The organism is Psychroflexus salarius (genome assembly GCF_900129035.1).
In the GTDB taxonomy this organism is placed as follows: Bacteria; Bacteroidota; Bacteroidia; order Flavobacteriales; family Flavobacteriaceae; genus Psychroflexus; species Psychroflexus salarius.
The window spans coordinates 91323-109282 of record NZ_FQTW01000001.1; the positions used below are offsets into that span (position 1 = coordinate 91323).

11 protein-coding genes and 1 pseudogene are annotated in these 17960 nt (G+C 33.2%); 3 read left to right on the plus strand and 9 right to left on the minus strand.

Features of this window, described 5'->3' with window-relative positions; all coding sequences use genetic code 11:
• Positions 1 to 33 precede the first annotated feature (33 nt).
• The gene (locus BUB82_RS00415; RefSeq protein WP_073190445.1) at positions 34 to 846 is read right to left on the minus strand and encodes a UDP-2,3-diacylglucosamine diphosphatase; all 813 of its coding nucleotides are present in this window, start codon (positions 844 to 846) and stop codon (positions 34 to 36) included.
• Positions 847 to 1031: 185 nt separating this feature from the next.
• Here BUB82_RS00415 and aroC point away from each other — a divergent pair, with 185 nt between their 5' ends.
• The gene (aroC, locus tag BUB82_RS00420; protein WP_073190448.1) at positions 1032 to 2090 is read left to right on the plus strand and encodes a chorismate synthase; all 1059 of its coding nucleotides are present in this window, start codon (positions 1032 to 1034) and stop codon (positions 2088 to 2090) included.
• 5 nt (positions 2091 to 2095) lie between these two features.
• On the plus strand, positions 2096 to 3409 hold the full coding sequence (locus BUB82_RS00425) for a dicarboxylate/amino acid:cation symporter (protein ID WP_073190453.1): 1314 nt from the start codon (positions 2096 to 2098) through the stop codon (positions 3407 to 3409).
• A gap of 46 nt (positions 3410 to 3455) precedes the next feature.
• Here the strand turns inward: BUB82_RS00425 and clpB are convergent, their stop codons facing one another.
• The 4 genes from clpB to BUB82_RS00445 all read right to left on the minus strand — a co-directional run bounded on the left by clpB (position 3456) and on the right by BUB82_RS00445 (position 8393).
• On the minus strand, positions 3456 to 6062 hold the full coding sequence (gene clpB / locus BUB82_RS00430) for an ATP-dependent chaperone ClpB (protein WP_073190456.1): 2607 nt from the start codon (positions 6060 to 6062) through the stop codon (positions 3456 to 3458).
• 158 nt (positions 6063 to 6220) lie between these two features.
• Complete coding sequence (locus BUB82_RS00435) at positions 6221 to 6898, minus strand: OmpW/AlkL family protein (protein ID WP_073190459.1); 678 nt, start codon at positions 6896 to 6898, stop codon at positions 6221 to 6223.
• An 81-nt stretch (positions 6899 to 6979) separates the two neighbouring features.
• Complete coding sequence (locus BUB82_RS00440; RefSeq protein ID WP_159432011.1) at positions 6980 to 8053, minus strand: serine hydrolase domain-containing protein; 1074 nt, start codon at positions 8051 to 8053, stop codon at positions 6980 to 6982.
• Positions 8016 to 8393 (minus strand): PH domain-containing protein, encoded by a 378-nt coding sequence (locus BUB82_RS00445; RefSeq protein ID WP_073190463.1) that lies wholly within the window; start codon positions 8391 to 8393, stop codon positions 8016 to 8018. Before BUB82_RS00445 ends, BUB82_RS00440 begins: the two co-directional genes overlap by 38 nt.
• A 73-nt stretch (positions 8394 to 8466) precedes the next feature.
• Between BUB82_RS00445 and BUB82_RS00450 the strand changes: the two genes are divergently transcribed.
• On the plus strand, positions 8467 to 9510 hold the full coding sequence (locus BUB82_RS00450) for an FAD:protein FMN transferase (RefSeq protein ID WP_073190466.1): 1044 nt from the start codon (positions 8467 to 8469) through the stop codon (positions 9508 to 9510).
• On the opposite strand, the gene BUB82_RS00455 is transcribed toward BUB82_RS00450, so the two are convergent.
• The 4 genes and pseudogenes from BUB82_RS00455 to BUB82_RS11930 form a co-directional block, all read right to left on the minus strand.
• A complete protein-coding gene (locus tag BUB82_RS00455) occupies positions 9494 to 9748 on the minus strand; it encodes a hypothetical protein (protein WP_073190470.1) in 255 nt (84 codons plus the stop codon). The genes BUB82_RS00450 and BUB82_RS00455 overlap by 17 nt on opposite strands.
• A gap of 242 nt (positions 9749 to 9990) precedes the next feature.
• Positions 9991 to 13800: a DUF7149 domain-containing protein gene (locus tag BUB82_RS00460; protein ID WP_073190473.1), complete on the minus strand. Its 3810-nt coding sequence runs from the start codon at positions 13798 to 13800 to the stop codon at positions 9991 to 9993.
• 299 nt (positions 13801 to 14099) lie between these two features.
• Positions 14100 to 16046 (minus strand): acetate--CoA ligase, encoded by a 1947-nt coding sequence (acs, locus tag BUB82_RS11925; RefSeq protein WP_394331615.1) that lies wholly within the window; start codon positions 16044 to 16046, stop codon positions 14100 to 14102.
• Positions 16047 to 16202: 156 nt separating this feature from the next.
• Positions 16203 to 17960 (minus strand): annotated as a pseudogene (locus tag BUB82_RS11930) (AMP-binding protein); the annotation flags it as partial.

The following is a 17960-nucleotide window of genomic DNA, read 5'->3' on the forward strand; positions in this document are numbered from 1 at the left end:
ATTTTAACTATTTTAATACTAAATTAGTTAAAATTATTTGCTTGTAAAAGTTATAGCAGCCAAAACATCAATTTTAGCATCTTTGACTTCAACTGATTCTAGATTTAAGTTTTGGTAATAGACTAAATGCCAACGATTATGATTGTATTCTAAGGCTGTTAAGTTTTCAACCCAATCACCTGAATTTAGATATAGACAAGTACCTTTTTCATTGACTTTTCGCTTGATTCTAGGTTGATGAATATGACCACAAACTACATAACTAAAGCCTTTATCAATTGCTAACTCTGTGGTTACTTTTTCAAAATCATTAATATATTTAATTGCTTTTTTAACGCTGTTTTTTATCTTTTTTGATAGTGAATATTTTTCTCGCCCCATCATTTTTAAGATGTAATTCAGCAAACGATTTAATAATATGAGTAAATCGTAGCCATAACCACCAAGTTTAGCTAAAAATTTTGCATTTTGTATTGAGACATCAAAGACGTCTCCATGAAAAAACCAGGCCTTTTTACCATTGAGATTTAAAACAAGTTTATCGACAAGTTTTAAATTACCCATTGTAAAGTCAGAGAACTTTCTTAATAACTCGTCATGATTTCCTGTAATATAATAGACTTCAGTACCATTTGCAGATAAATCAATTATTTTTTTAATGACATTTAAATGAGACTTCGGAAAATATTGTTTTCTAAATTGCCAAATATCAATAATGTCACCATTTAGAATTAAGGTTTTTGGTTTTATAGATTCTAGATAATTTAGCAACTCTTTAGCATGACAACCATAAGTTCCTAAATGAATATCTGATAGAACAACTAAATCAAGTTCACGTTTAGACAAATTATTTGTTTTTAGTATTACTCAAATGAAATGATTTTAGTGTTGAAAAACTTAATTTGTAAGTTATAAATAGTCTAATTAGCTGTTATCAAATTGTTTAGTTTAGTGAATAAATGTTAAGCTAGGATTACCAGCTTAAACTTTAGTAATTTGTTGAAATCAATTACATTTGCTGAAAAGAGTATATGGCGAGTAATACATTTGGCAGACAATTACAGCTTACAACTTATGGTGAATCCCACGGTATAGCTATTGGTGGAATTATTGATGGCGTTCCCGCAGGAATTCAACTAGATTTAGAAGCCATTCAACTTGAACTTGACCGCCGAAAACCAGGACAATCAGCTATTGTAACACAACGAAAAGAATCTGATATTGTTCAATTTAAATCTGGAATTTTTGAAGGTAAAACCACAGGAATGCCCATTGGTTTTGAAATACAAAATGCAGATCAAAAGTCAAAAGATTACGGTCATATTAAAGAAGTTTTTCGACCAAGTCATGCCGATTTCACTTATTCAAAAAAGTATGGTGAACGCGATTATCGTGGTGGTGGTCGTTCTAGTGCTCGTGAAACAGCCAATTGGGTAGTTGCAGGTGCTTTGGCTAAGCAAATAATTCCCGAAATTTCTATTGCTGCCTATACATTTTCAGTTGGCGAACTATCGATAACTGATCGCCATAAAGTTGATATGAACCAAATCGAAAAAAACCCAGTCCGTTGCCCAAATGCTGAACTTGCTCAGGAAATGGAAACCTACATTAAACAGATAAGAAAAGAAGGAGATACAATTGGTGGTCAAGTAAAATGCATTATTAATAATGTACCGATTGGATTAGGCGACCCCATTTTTGAAAAATTGCATGCTAACTTAGCTAAAGCAATGATGACTATTAATGCCGTAAAAGGCTTTGAATATGGTTCAGGTTTTTCAGGAACAACTTTAAAAGGTTCTCAACATAATGACGAAATCTTGACTAATGAAACAACAAAAACCAACTATAGCGGTGGTATTCAAGGTGGAATTAGTAATGGAATGCCTATCGAGTTTACGGTAGCATTTAAACCTGTAGCGACTTTAATGAAAGCTCAGTCTAGCATTGATGAATCTAATAAACAAGTAACTGTTGAAGGTAAAGGTCGGCACGACCCATGCGTAGTTCCTAGAGCAATACCAATTGTTGAAGCAATGGCTGCTCTTGTTCTTGCTGACGCTTTTCTAATCAATAAAACAAATAGATAATTATTATGAAAAAATTAGCGCTTCATTGGCAAATCTTACTCGGTATGGTTTTCGGGGTAATTTTTGCACTTATTTTTACAAATTTTGATTGGGGAAGCCAATTTATAACCGATTGGATAAAACCTTTTGGAAGCATATTTATTAATGCTCTAAAATTAATAGCAGTTCCTTTAATTCTAGCTTCACTTATAAAAGGTGTTTCAGATTTAAAAGATATTTCAAGCTTATCAAAAATGGGGTTAAGGACAATTTTAACATATATTGCTACAACTATTATCGCGGTTTCTATAGGTTTAGCTATTGTAAATATCTTTCAACCTGGTAAAAGCATTGATCAAGATACTAGAGAAGAATTAATTGAAAGCTATGGTGGTGATGCAGAACTTAGGCAAAAAGACGCTGAAAAGCAAAAAGAAGCTGGACCGCTTCAAGCTTTAGAAAATTTAGTACCCGATAATATTTTTGGTGCTGCTTCAAATAACGGGAATATGTTACAAGTTATATTCTTTGCCGTATTTTTTGGTATTGGTATGATATTGATACCAGAAAAACAAGCACAACCCGTCAAAGATTTTTTTGATGCACTCAATGAAGTTATTTTGAAAATGATTGATTTAATTATGCTTTTTGCACCTTATGGCGTATTTGCGTTATTAGCAGCTCTAGTGGTTGAAGCACCAAGTGCCGATCTGTTTATGGCTTTGTTATACTATGCGCTTTGTGTGGTTTTAGGCTTAGTCTTAATGATTGCTGCTTATACCTTAATTGTTTGGCTATTCACCAAAAAAACACCTCGATTTTTTATCAATGGAATTTCACCAGCTCAACTATTAGCCTTATCTACAAGTTCAAGTGCTGCTACTTTACCCGTTACTATGGAGCGTGTTGAAGAACATTTAGGTGTAGACCGACAAGTTTCAAGTTTTGTACTTCCAATAGGTGCTACTATTAATATGGATGGCACAAGTTTATATCAAGCTGTGGCTGCTGTCTTTATTGCTCAAGCTTTTGGTATGAACTTAGATTTTGCCACTCAACTTGGTATTATTGTTACAGCAACATTAGCCTCAATTGGTTCAGCAGCAGTTCCTGGCGCAGGAATGGTTATGTTGGTTATTGTTCTTGGTCAAGCTGGTATTCCAGAAGCTGGACTAGCTTTAATTTTTGCTGTAGACAGACCGCTTGACATGGTAAGAACTTCAGTTAATGTTACAGGAGATGCTGCGGTATCTATGATGGTTGCTAAATCTCAAGATAAACTACACGATCCAAAAATTAAAAACTGGGATGATAATTATTCTCCACAAAAAAACCAGTAAATAAAAAAGCCCGTTTTTAATCGGGCTTTTTTATTTAATAGAAGATTTATGCTTTCGTGTTGACTTCAGTTTGATTTCTAAATACTAGCTCGTTATTAAACTCATCTAACAAAATAATACTATCTGTTGTTACATTTTGAGCTAATATCTCTTTTGATAATTTATTAAGAACTTCTTTTTGAATTGTCCGTTTTACTGGTCTTGCGCCATATTGAGGGTCAAATCCAGCCTTTGATAGATATATGATTGCTTCTTCAGTTGCATCGATTGTTATGTTTTGTTTATTGAGCATTTTCTTCATTAAGTTGAGTTGAAGACTTACAATCGCTTTTATATCAGCTTGAGAAAGCGGTGTAAACATCACAATATCATCTATACGGTTTAAAAATTCAGGTCTAACGCTTTGTTTTAATAAGCCTAAAACATCTACTTTAGCGGCTTCCATAGCTGAATTGACATCCGGATTGCCTTCAAATTTTTCTTGAATAATATGGCTACCTATATTTGAAGTCATTACAATAATAGTGTTTTTAAAATCTGCTACACGACCTTTATTGTCAGTCAGTCGTCCTTCATCAAGCACTTGAAGTAAAATATTAAAGGTATCAGGATGAGCTTTTTCAATTTCATCAAGTAAAACTACAGAATAAGGTTTGCGTCTCACAGCTTCAGTTAATTGGCCACCTTCATCATAACCTACATATCCTGGAGGTGCACCAACTAAGCGAGAAACAGAGTGACGTTCTTGGTACTCGCTCATGTCAATTCTAGTGATTGCTTGCTCATCATCAAATAAATATTCGGCTAGAGCTTTGGCTAATTCAGTTTTACCGACTCCAGTTGTTCCTAAAAATAAAAACGATCCTATGGGTTTATTTTGGTCTTGTAATCCTGCACGACTTCTTCTAACAGCATCTGATACTGCCTGAATTGCTTCATCTTGGCCAATGACACGTTTATGAAGTTCATCTTCAAGTTTTAACAGTTTTTCTCGTTCTGTTTGAAGCATCTTCGTCACAGGAATTCCTGTCCATTTGGCTACAACTTCAGCGATATCTTCATAATCTACTTCTTCTTTAATTAATGACTGCTCAGACTTTTGGTCTTCAACTTGTGCTTGTAATTTTTCAAGTTTACCTTGAGCATCTTTAATTTTTCCATATCTTAATTCAGCCACTTTTCCGTAGTCGCCTTCACGTTCGGCACGTTCTGCTTCAAGTTTAAAATTTTCTAAATCTGTTTTGCATTGTTGAATTTGATCAACAATATCTTTTTCATTTTTCCATTTGGCATTTAATGTGTTGCGTTCATCTTTTAAATCAGCTAAATCAGCTCTTAATAATTTCAATTTAGACTCATCTTTTTCACGCTTAATGGCTTCAATTTCAATTTCTAACTGCATGATTTTACGGTCAAGGACATCTAATTCTTCAGGTTTAGAATTAATTTCCATACGTAATTTTGAGGCCGATTCGTCCATTAAATCAATGGCTTTATCCGGCAAAAAACGGTTAGTAATATAACGCTGCGATAATTCAACCGCGGCAATAATAGCTTCATCTTTTATGCGAACTTTGTGATGTGTTTCATATTTTTCTTTAATTCCACGTAAAATTGAAATGGCACTTTCTGTATCAGGCTCATCTACCGCTACTTTTTGAAAACGACGCTCAAGGGCTTTATCTTTTTCGAAATATTTTTGAAATTCGTCAAGTGTAGTTGCACCTATGGCACGCAATTCACCTCTCGCTAAAGCTGGTTTCAAAATATTTGCGGCATCCATAGCACCTTCGCCGCCGCCAGCGCCTACTAGAGTGTGAATTTCGTCGATAAATAAAACAATGTCGCCATCGCTTGAAGTTACTTCTTTAATTACTGATTTTAAGCGTTCTTCAAACTCACCTTTGTATTTTGCACCAGCGATTAAAGCACCCATATCTAAGCTGTAAATTTTTTTTGACTTTAGGTTTTCAGGCACATCGCCCGCAATGATACGATGGGCAAGACCTTCAGCAATAGCGGTTTTGCCTGTTCCTGGTTCACCAACTAGCATAGGGTTATTCTTGGTTCTACGCGATAGGATTTGTAAAATACGTCTAATTTCTTCGTCACGACCAATAACAGGGTCAAGCTTGCCATCTTCAGCAAGTTGATTTAAATTTCGGGCATATTTATCTAGCGAGTTATAATTATCTTCTGCGCTTTTTGAAGAAACTTTTTCTCCTTTTCTTAATTCGTTAATCGCTGCTTCTAAGTCTTTTTCGCTTACACCTTGATCTTTTAAAATTTGACTTACTTTTGATTTAGTTCTGAAAATTGCTAAAATAAGATGCTCAATAGATACATAATCATCTTGGCGTTTTTTGGCTATAATTGTTGCCTCATTAACCGCTTTTCCAGCATCTCGGGAAAGCACTAAATCACCACCTTCAACTCTTGCGAAACTGCTAATGGTTTTATCCAAGATTTGTGTGAACAAGTTGGTGTTGACATTTAATTTCTTTAAAATAAATGGTGTTACGTTTTCATCAATCAGCATAATTGCTTTGAACAAGTGTTCATTTTCAATTTGCTGATGTTTATGCTCCTGAGCAATTAACTGAGCTTGTTGAATTGCTTCTTGAGACTTTATTGTAAAATTATTGAAATTCATAGTTTTATATATTCTTGTTTATTTCTTATTTGTCAAAAGTTATACCTAACACTAAACACGTCAAAATGACATATTCACTAATGAAAAACAAGACAAAACGACATAAAAAAAGTCAGATGCTTTAAAACATCTGACTTTTAAAAAGAATTAAAAATATTTTAGAATTTCATACCAATACCAAAACCAGCGATTGCAGGATTTATATCAACTTCAGCAGGAATTGATAAGCCAGACATTAAGTTATCGGCATCTACAGTAACGTCCGTACTTAAGAATATGTATTTAAAATCGGCGTTTAAGAAAAACTTTTCATTAATCATATAATCAAAACCAATTTGTGTTGCAATACCAAAGCTATTATCGTAGCTAATTCCTTGTGCAACATCACCAGCATCTTCATTATAGAAAATCGTGTAATTTACACCAGCACCAACATATGGTTTAAAGTTTTTAAATAATTCGTGGTGATATTGAAAGGTTAAAGTAGGTGGTAGCAGCCAAACATCACCTAAGTCAACATTAGCATTGGTGCTACCGCCAACAGCTGAAATATCTGAGCTTACTGTGTTAACATCATGTTTTGCAGTTGCTAGAATTAACTCTAAAGCAAACTTTTTATTGATAAAGTAAGTAAAATCAAGCTCAGGTACAAATGCATTTGAAATATCAACATCGCCACCAATTACACCAATATCAGCGCTTTCGTTTGGCATAATATTGATTGCACGTAAACGGACTTGCCATTTTGAAAATTCATCAGAGTTGTTTTCTTGTGCTGAGGCAAAGAATGGACTAATTAACAATGCAGTAAAAACCGCAACTACTACTTTTTTCATGAGTTTATATTTTGAATTATAGAGCAAAAATAAATTCAGTCAAAAGAAGAAAAAATGATAAATGTCACAAACTAACACTTGTTAGTTGTTTTCAAGTCCAATCATTATATCAAAGCACAATTTATCAATCTTTTGCATGTCTTTATGATATGCCGATACATTAGACAGCACAACAACCGCTTTATTTGTTTCAGGATTTACAACAATTGTAGATGTAAAACCGCCAACAGCACCATTATGCCAATACCATGTAAATCCTGCATTAGTTTCTAAAATATGCCATCCAAGTCCAATAGCTTGGCGATTATTGATTTGATGCGTTTGTTTTAAAGATAAATTTATGGCTGGGTCTGACTTTTCTATGATTTTTTTTGAAAATACCAAGAGGTCTTCAGCGGTTGAGAAAATATCACCAACACCTTTTAAAGCATCAAAAGTCCAGTAGGAGGTAAGCTCACCTTTAGCATCAAGACCTTTAATTACATTGGTCATACTTTTTGGTTTGCTCGTGGTGTTAGGCATACTTAAAGGTTTAACCACATAATTTTGCAATAAATCTTCGTAAGACTGTTTAGTCAAATACTCAAGTGTGAATCCTAATAATCCTGTTCCTAAATTTGAATATTGATAAGAAGAATCTTTTAATTTCAGGTCTGTTTTTAAATACGTAAACAATTCTTTATCTCTGTAATTAAGATACGGATTGCTTTGGTTTTTAAACGCACTTTCTGCAAAATTGCTTGGTAACCTTGGTAATCCAGATGTGTGATTAGCCAGTGACTTCAAGGTAATTGGTTGATTAAATAAAGTATCAAAAATAGCTAGCTTACTTATATCTTGATTGAGCTTAACTTTATTGTTAAGCTGTAAATTAGCTAAAATAATAGATGTAAAAACTTTAGAAATTGAACCAATTTGAAATAATTGGGTTGAATTTTCTTCTGAAACAATGCTTTGCTGAGTTTTCTTAAAGCCTTTAAAAACATCTTCACCATTTGAAGTATATGCAACTGAGATTTGGGTTTCAGCTGGAAATTGCTCTAAAGTTGATTTAATTTGCTGGGATGGCGATTGTGCTAAAACTGAAGTTATCGCACAAATTAAAATTGCTAGCGACTTATAAAACGTACTGCGCCAATACTTTTTGAACATCATAAACATTAACTTTTTTATTGAAATTTTGAGTAATACTAGGCGTTGATTCACTTGAAATGTAAATTTTTAATTCGGCTTCGAGGTCAAAAGTGCCAGCAGTTTCTATCGAGAAACGTGAAATACTTCGGTAAGCAATAGACAGATATTCTCTTTTTTTACCTGTTAATCCTTGGATATTTACAAAAATCAAACGTTTATTTGTAAATATTAAAGTGTCTCGCACTAATTTAAAACCAATATCTACTTCTTCATTTTCGATTAATAAATCGGCATAATCATTTGCCAATTGCTCTGGATTTACGGTGCCAGCGTTTCCTAATAGCGATGAAAATAGTCCCATTATGTTTTAAAATTGTTATAATTAAACCTTTAAAGTTAAAGATTTTTCTTGCTAACTTAGCAAAAATTATTTGATGAAATCAAAATTTGTAGGTTACGCGTTTATTGGTGCAATTGTTATAGTTATTGCAGTTGTGATATTTCGAATGGCTTCAAATGAAAATGAAGTTAATACAAATACTTCAACCGAAGATTTTCTAGTTTATGAAGGCCAAGTTTATGGCACTTATTTTTCAATTATTTACAAGTCACCAGAATCTTACAAATCCCAAATCGACTCTATTTTCAATAGCATCGATGAAGCTGCTAGTGCTTATATTTCTCATTCAGAAATTAATCAACTTAACAAAAAACGAATTATCACAAATTCTTCAAAAATTTTAAAAGCTCACTTTAAAAAAGCTCAAGATTTATATGATGCTACAAACGCTTATTTCGATCCAACAATTTCTCCGGTTATTGAGTTGTGGGGCTTTGGGAAAAACACCACTCCAAAAGCGGATTCCCTTAAGATTGAACGCGCTATGCAACGTGTTGGGTTTTCGAAAAGTTACAAAATATCAAACGACACCATTAATTTGAATGAAAATGCCATCATTAATTTTACAGCGATGGGAGAAGGCTTTGCAATTGATGAAATTTCAAACTTTTTAGATTCTAAAAATATCACTGATTTTAAGGTTGAAATTGGTGGAGAATTGAGATCTAAAGGTGAAAGTAGTAAACAGAAACCTTGGCTGATTGGAATAGAAAATCCGCTTTACGATGAAAATCCTGACCTAAATCGTTTTTTGGCTACTATTGAAGTGTCTAACCGTGCATTAAGTACTTCTGGTAGTTATCGTAAATACTTTATTGATGATGCTGGCGTCAAGAGAAGTCATATTATTAATCCTAAAACAGGTTATCCCGTCAATCACACTTTGATTTCGGTAAGTGTTTTAGCTGAAAATTCAACCGAAGCTGATGCCTATGCTACAGCTATTATGGCAATGGGTCTTGAGCAAGGAAAAATTTTTATTGAAAATAAACCAAATTTAGAGGCTTTTTTAATTTTCGAAACAGCAGATGGAATTGATTTTTGGAGGAGTAGTCAAGAATTTAAACTGAAGTCTTAAACAATACTTTATAAATCTTCTTAAAAGCATCTTCACCAAAATGCCATTTCACTAGAAAGTCATTTGGGGACTGACTGTCTATTTTTTGAATTTTCGGTGCGGCAATAAAGCCTGCAACTGCTGCTATACTTGCAATTATACCAGTAACATCAGTAAACTGACTGACAACAACCCATGCTAAAACATAAGTCAGTAAGAAAATTATCAAGCCTAATATTTTTGCTTTTTTGTAAATCATAATTGTAATTCTAAAGGTCTTGTTTATAAAAAGTAGCGGATTTTATATACCAGTTTTTAGTTTAAAAAATGACCTCTAATTTATTTATTTTCTTTCGATTAAGCGACTAAACCACTATTTTTTTATACGTAGTTGTGTTTTTGTACTTTATGTTGTGTTCTGTTCTTAGCCTTGGCAAAGACATACTTTTTAGCAATTTTTAGCTTGTGCTTTGGCTGGTGCGAATTGCAAATGTGTATGGCTTATGCGATGGCTTCTTCTATAATTTTTATTTCATTTTCATTCAAATCATAGATATTATAAACAAGCTTATCAATATCTTTCTCAAACTTAACTTTCATTTTTTCAGAATCCTCTTTTAGAATTAACTCAACTATTTCGGTCAATTTTTCAACTTTCGAAATATCATTAGGTATCAGAAACTTTTCAATTGTCGTTTTTTTGAAAACATAAGCTCCACCAGCTGTCTTTTCTCCTACAATTGAAAAATAAAACTTATAAAGCTTTGAGTTCAATAAAGCTAAAATGAATTTTAAGGAAATAGTATCGGAAGTAAGAAATAATGATGAACTAGTCAATAAATTACCTTTATTATCAAATGCAAAATCCCAACCACCAGAAATTAATCCCCAGACTATTTTTTCTTCATCAAATAAAGGGTAATAGCTTGCAGCACAACGTTGCAGAGCATACCATTCATAACGTTTGCCAGTTTCAGATTTATTCCTGTTACTTAACTCGGTTTTAAATGACTTTAAATGTTCATATTCATTATTATAATTACTTTTAAAAGTGTTTTCAGCTAATTCACTTGCTCCACTTACGCTTTCGTCTTCGTGAAGTGGATAATGCCAAGGAACAAAAAGAAGTTTTAAGTCGTTTTCTTCAATTTTATAACGATGAATGTCTTTACCTCGCAAAAAGTTTTTGGCCAAATGTGAATTGAATAATTCACTTTCTTTATTTATAATAAAGGCCGCATCAAAGCCGGTTGTTATACCTCTTTTAATTTGAATTGAATCAAAGGAACTTATTTCACTTCCTTGTTTCTTCATTTTGGAAATTATAGCTTGTTCTTCAATTTTACTGAATAGCCAAAAATCGTTCGATAACAAAGAATTATCAATAACCGTTAATTTATCTTCTTTGTACGAATCAAATTTATCTTGTGTTATTTCTTCATTGTTGAATTCTAAATATTCAAACGAAATATTTGGTGTGCTTTTTTCCATTGTAAGAATTACACTTGAAACCAATGCTTCGTCAAAAATTGGTACAAGTTCAAAGTTCACGACTTTGTTCATTCTAAATTTGCTTAAAAAAGCTCTTAAAAGTTTACCATATTCTGTATTAAAGAACTTATTGGTGTTTATAAATGCAAACTGACCGTTTTCTTTTAATAAATCAAATGCTCTTTCAAAGAAAAATACACTTAAATCAGCAGTTCCTGAATAGACAGAGTACCATCTGCTAAATAAGGCTGTATTCCCTTTCGATTTCCTTTGCTGTACATATGGTGGATTACCAATAACTATATCAAATCCAACAAAATCTCCGTTATCATCTAAAACTTCTGGAAATTCAAATCGCCATTCAAAAGCTTCTTCATAGATTTTATTGTTTTTAATTTCTTCTATCGTGGTTTCTAATTTTTTTGATTCATCTGTAAGTTTTTTGAGCTTTTTATTCCAAGCCGTTTTTTCTTTTTTAGATAACTCAAACATCTTAGGATGTTCTGTCATTAAAAAGATTTCACTTTTAAGTTTAGTTAAACGTTTTACTTTTTTATCGTTTAATGAAATTTCACTTCTAAAATCCTTCTTAATGTCATCTATCAGTTTTTCCATTTCACGCTTTTGCGCTTTGTTTTGAGCTTTACGATATGTGTCAACAGCAATCTTATAACTTTCAATAGTCCATTTACTACTTTTTAGTGCTTTTTTAAGGTCAGCATCAAGTTCAAAACGACTAATGAGTGAGTTTCCGCATTTGATATTAATATCAATATTTGGAAGGGTTTCTAATTCACTTTCGTTTTTGTAATAGGCGTTTTTTAGTAACTCAATCCAAAGACGTAATCGACAGATTTTCACAGAATTTGGATTAATGTCAACCCCAAATAAACAGTTTTCTATAATGGTTTGCTTTTCGTGGAATAAAGCTTCTTGTATTCGTTGACTTTCTTTGTTGTTAGGATTGTACTCAAAAAGTTCTCCATCTTCATCAGTAACAATTAATTCGTCATTTACAACTTCAAATTGGTATTCTTTTAGCCTTTTACCATCTCTATCTTGTAAAACTTTCAAATCATTTTTAACAGCAATCATTTCATTTAGTGCAGAAACTAAAAAGTGTCCTGAACCAACTGCAGGGTCACAAACTTTAAGACTGTTTATGATGTTATTTGCTTCTTGTCTGTCTTCAATTTTATCGTAAAGTGAATCTAAATCTTTACAATTCCAATCTTTGGTTTCGTTGAATTTTTGAATAACTGATTTTCTAATGGTTTCACGACACATATACATCGTGATAAAACCTGGCGTGAAAAACGAGCCATCTTTGTAACCATTAATTTTTTCGAAAATTAAACCGAGAACAGAAGCGTTAATTAAGGTTTTATTATCTTCTTGAATTTCTTCTTTTCCTTCGCTACTAAAGTCGTAAGCATTTAAAAATTCAAATAGATATTCAAGGGCATTTAAATTACCTGTTCGTTTTTTTCCACTATCGTTTTTTAAAACGGTTGAAGAATAAATCGGAATTGTTTTTTCGTCACGTAAATTGCTAATAAATATTGTTTCGTGTTCAATTCCTGTAGGTTCAAAAAGCGAACTATTTAAGTAAGGAACTTTTGTGAAAAGTTCTGTTACGTCTACATTTCTTTCAGATTGTTTTTTGGCTAAAACTTGAAAGAAAAGGCTATTTAAATCATCATAATTTTGAATTTTATCAATACTCAAAAATTCATAGGATTGGTCTCCTTTATGATAAGTTTTCAGTTGAGCTTCTAAAAGTTTTAGAAACAGAATACGGTTAATCCAAGTTATACTTAATTCAAGACCAACATTAAATAAACGTTCCTCTTGAGTTGTTCCAAAATGACTAGGATTATCAAGTCTGTTTATTTTATCTAAACTATCAAGTTGTATTATGGCGTTTTCAAGAAACGAACCTGTGTTTCTTTCTCTTTTTTTGTTTCTTTCAATTATTTTTTTGCTTCCTTTTTTCGTTTCCGAAAGTCCTATAATATGTAGTAATTCGCCATAAAATCTTTTATCAAGACTATTGCTGTCATTGGTAAAAGGTAATTTTAATAAATGCTCTGGTGAGAGTAATTTAAAGAGCGATATGAGTTTATTGTCGTCTTTTAGATTGTCATTACGAAGTGGTTTTTCGTATTCTCGAATATCGAAAAATGTAAATTCAATATCGTTTTTTAATCCATTAACAAAAGGCTCTGCAATTTCTTTGTAGAAAAAATCGGTTGTTTTTCCTGCTAATCTTCCATTTTCAAAATCGTTGAATTGTTTAACCAATCCTTTGTTTTGAGCAAATTGCTTTTCAAATACGTTGGAATCAAAAATGAACCATTCGTTAATGTTTGTAGCAACTAAATATTTTATTTCGAGGTTTTTATGAGTAATTCGTTCTCTTAAATAGTAGAGAATCAATTCTTGAAATGCTTTGACATTGATTTTAGAAAGCATTTGTTCGGGAGTATCTCCCTTCACGAATGCTTTTAGCATTTCGGCTTTGTTGGTAGGCTTTTTTGCTTCAATGATTACTCCAACTGAACTTTTTGCTTTGTTTCCGTTGTGGATTACAAGGTCATTTCTTCCTTTTGTGTTTATAAAATGGTTGTTCTTGTAATAGGTGTCTTTTAGAAAGTCAGAAACTAGGTTTTTGTGAAATTCTTCTGATTCAGTATCATTGGTGCGGTCGAGTAGTTCAATCAAATTCGTCTTGAAACTTTCGATTTCCGTTCTGTTCGGTTTAATTTTTAAGAAGGCTTTATTGATTGCCTTTCGTGGTTTCAAGATTTTTAATTCCATATAATTGATTCTCTCTATCAGGTTTTAAATTTAATTTTTTATTAAAGCGTTAGCAAGAAACAGCTCTTTTTTTTATTAATGGCTTTCGTGTTGGTAAAAAAATAAATGTACTTTTTGTGCGGTTGGCTTTTTTCAGTATGAAACACAACAAATTATAGATTTTACAAAAGTATTGATTTGTACATCATTAAAGTTGACAATAATCATCTCGTAAAAAGATTAGTGATTTTGATTTTAAAAAAGCTGTCTCGAAATAACAAGACAGCTTTTTTAAAATGAGTTATACGATTAGACGGTTTTTAGGTCGTTTCATTTTTAACCACTTCAATCACTTCATCTACAATTGAAGGATCTAGCAGAGTAGACGTATCTCCTAAATTATCCATTTCATGTGATGATACCTTTCTTAAAATTCGACGCATAATTTTTCCACTTCGTGTTTTCGGTAATCCAGAAACAAAGTGAATGCGATCTAATTTAGCAATAGGCCCAATTTTACTCGTAATAATTTGGTTAATTTCTTTACGAACATTATCATGATCTCGCGATTCACCTTCTTCTTTTAAAATAATAAAACCAGAAAGTGCATTTCCTTTAACATCATGCGGAAAGCCAATAATAGCCGACTCTGCTACAGCTGGATGTTCATTAATAGCATCTTCTATTGGCGCTGTTCCTAAGTTATGTCCAGAAACAATCACAACATCATCTACACGACCCGTAATTCTATAATAACCAACTTCATCACGAACTGCACCATCACCTGTAAAGTACATGTTTTTGTAAGCCGAAAAATAAGTGTCTTTGTAACGCTGATGGTCTCCGTAAACCGTACGCGCTATACTTGGCCAAGGTCGTTTAATGCATAATCGCCCAGAAACCGAATTATCTTTGATTTCTTGACTGTTTTCATCCATTAAACAAGGCTGAATTCCTGGAAGTGGTAAGGTTGCGTAAGTCGGTTTAGTAGGTGTCACAAAAGGAATAGGAGAGATCATGATACCACCTGTTTCAGTTTGCCACCAAGTATCAACAATAGGTGATTTTTTCTTACCGATATTATCGTTATACCAGTTCCAAGCTTCTTCATTAATAGGTTCGCCAACACTACCTAAAACTTTAATCGAACTTAAATCATATTTATTTACATAATCGATAGATTGTTTAGCTAAAGCACGAATTGCCGTTGGTGCAGTATAAAATTGGTTGACTTTTAATTTTTCGACCACTTCCCAGAATCGTCCAAAATCTGGGTAGGAAGGAACACCTTCAAACATTACTGAAGTAGCACCGTTTAATAAAGGTCCGTAAACAATATAACTGTGACCAGTAATCCAACCAATATCTGCCGTACACCAGTAAACATCGCCAGGTTGATATTGAAACACATTTTTAAATGTAAAGGCTGTATAGACCATATAACCAGCAGTTGTATGAACCATACCTTTAGGTTTTCCTGTTGAACCAGATGTGTACAAAATAAATAAAGGATCTTCAGCATCCATTATTTCGGCTGGACAAACATCATCAACTTGTTTTAAAGCCTCATGAAGCCATAAATCACGACCTTCTTTCATTGTAACTTTTTCATGTGTACGTTTAACCACAAGTGAATGCTCAATTGAAGGACAAGATTGTAAAGCTTCGTCACAAATTCCCTTAAGATCTATGGTTTTATTTCCACGGTAAGAACCATCTGAAGTCACCAATAATTTACAATTAGAATCATTTATTCTAGAGGCAAGCGCTGAAGCCGAAAACCCAGCAAATACTACTGAATGAATAGCACCAATACGCGCACAAGCTAAAACGGTTACTGTTAACTCTGGTATCATAGGCAAATACACACAAACACGATCGCCTTTTTTAACTCCCAAGTCTTTAAGAACATTAGCCATTTTTGAAACCCGTTGATGCAAATCTTTATAAGTAATAAATTGTGTTTCTTCTTTGGGGTTATTAGGTTCCCAAATTATGGCATTGCTAGATGCGTTATGCTGTAAATGGCGGTCTAGGCAGTTTTCTGTAATGTTAAGTTTAGCGTTTTCAAACCATTTGATGTCAACATTTTCTTTATCCCAAGACATCACTTTATCCCATTTTTTATGCCATTTGAAATTTCGTTCTGCTATGGTGTTCCAGAAATTATCAGGATCATTTTGAGAAATTCGATAGACATCAATATATTTCGCTAATGAATCTATATTGTAATAAGAATCAGTTAAAGCGCGAAGCGATTTAGTGATGATGTCTTTATCTGTAGCAAAGGCACCTATTTTTTCTTGTTGAAAGGTTTCAATAATTTCATTAATTACCATAGGATCTTCAATAGTTGAAGGCATTTTATAGCTTTCACCATCTATAATTCTACGCAAGGTTCTACGCAAAATTTTACCACTTCTAGTCTTCGGTAATCGCTTCACAACAACTACTTTTTTAAGTGAAGCTACTGCGCCAACTTGTTGGCGAACTTTTTGAACAATTTCAGATTCAAGTTTAAAATGTTCATAATTTTCTTCACCAATTTTCGGAACAACAACAGCCATAGGTACTTGACCTTTTAATTTGTCTGATATACCAACAACTGCACATTCAGCTACTATATTATGGCTAGCCACAACTTCTTCTAGAGCTGCTGTAGAAAGTCGATGACCAGAAACATTAATCACATCATCAATTCGGCCGGTAATAAAAATATTGTTATTGTTATCTTTAAAACCACCATCACCAGAAAAATAATAACCTGGAAATTTATTTAAATAGCCTGCTCGATAACGCTCTTTTGAACCCCAAAGGCCTGTCATAAATCCTGGAGGAAGCGGAAGCTTTATGCTTACATAACCTTCTTCATTCGGTTGAAGTTGTTCTCCATTTTTATTTAGAATTTCAAGATTGTAGCCAGGAACGGCTTTACCAACCGACCCAACAGGTTGATTCTGTTTTTCATAGCCCATAAAATTAGCGACAATAGGCCATCCAGATTCAGTTTGCCACCAATGGTCAATCACTGGAATTTTTAAATGCTTTTCAGCCCATTTCAATGTGTTTTCATCACATCGTTCACCTGCTAGAAATTGGTAATGTAGAGATGAAATGTCATACTTTTTAATGAGTTCGCCATTTGGATCTTCGCGTTTAATCGCTCTGAATGCCGTTGGAGCTGTAAACATTACATTGACTTTATGCTCTTCAATAACACGCCAAAAAGAACCAGCATCTGGTGTTCTAACTGGTTTACCCTCAAACAAAACGGTTGTATTGCGATTAATTAAAGGTGCATAAACAATGTAACTATGACCAACTACCCAGCCGACATCAGAAGCAGCCCAAAAAGTTTCACCTGGCTTTATGCCGTAAATAGTTTGCATTGAATATTTTAAAGCTGTGGCATAGCCACCAGTATCACGAATAACTCCTTTTGGAGATCCTGTAGTACCTGAAGTGTATAAAACATATAAGGGATGATCTGAAGAAACAGGCTGATAACTTACAGGTTCAGATTTTTCGACTAAATCATCATAATCAAGATCAATAGGTTGTTTTGGGTTTTCAGCACCGAGTTTTCTATTATGTATAATGACATGCTCAGGTTGATGCTTAGAAAGCTTTAAAGCTTCATCAACCATAGGCTTATACGGTATAATTCGGTCAACTTCTATACCTGATGTTGCTGTTAATAGGACTTTTGGTTGAGCATCATCAATCCTTAAAGCTAATTCATTTGGTGCAAAGCCTCCAAATACAACCGAATGTATCGCACCAATTCTTGCACAGGCTAACATACTGAAAACCGCATGTGGAATCATGGGCATATATACTACTACAGTATCACCTTTTTGAACCCCTAAAGACTTTAAAGCGCCTGCTAATTTTTCGACTTCAATTTTTAAATCGTTGTAAGTGTATTTGATTATATTTTGTCGAACTGCGGAGTCGTAAATTAAAGCTACATCGTTGCCATGTCCATTTTCAATATGTTGGTCTATACACAAATAACTCATGTTTGTTTTTCCGTCTGGGAACCAGTGAAAAAGTCCATCATCGGTTTGTTTTACAGCCTGTTTAGGAGCGGTTAACCAATTGAGTTGTTGTGATTGCTTTAACCAAAATTCATTTGGGCTTTGTTTACTTTTATGGTATTCTTCTTCGTAAGTCATCAT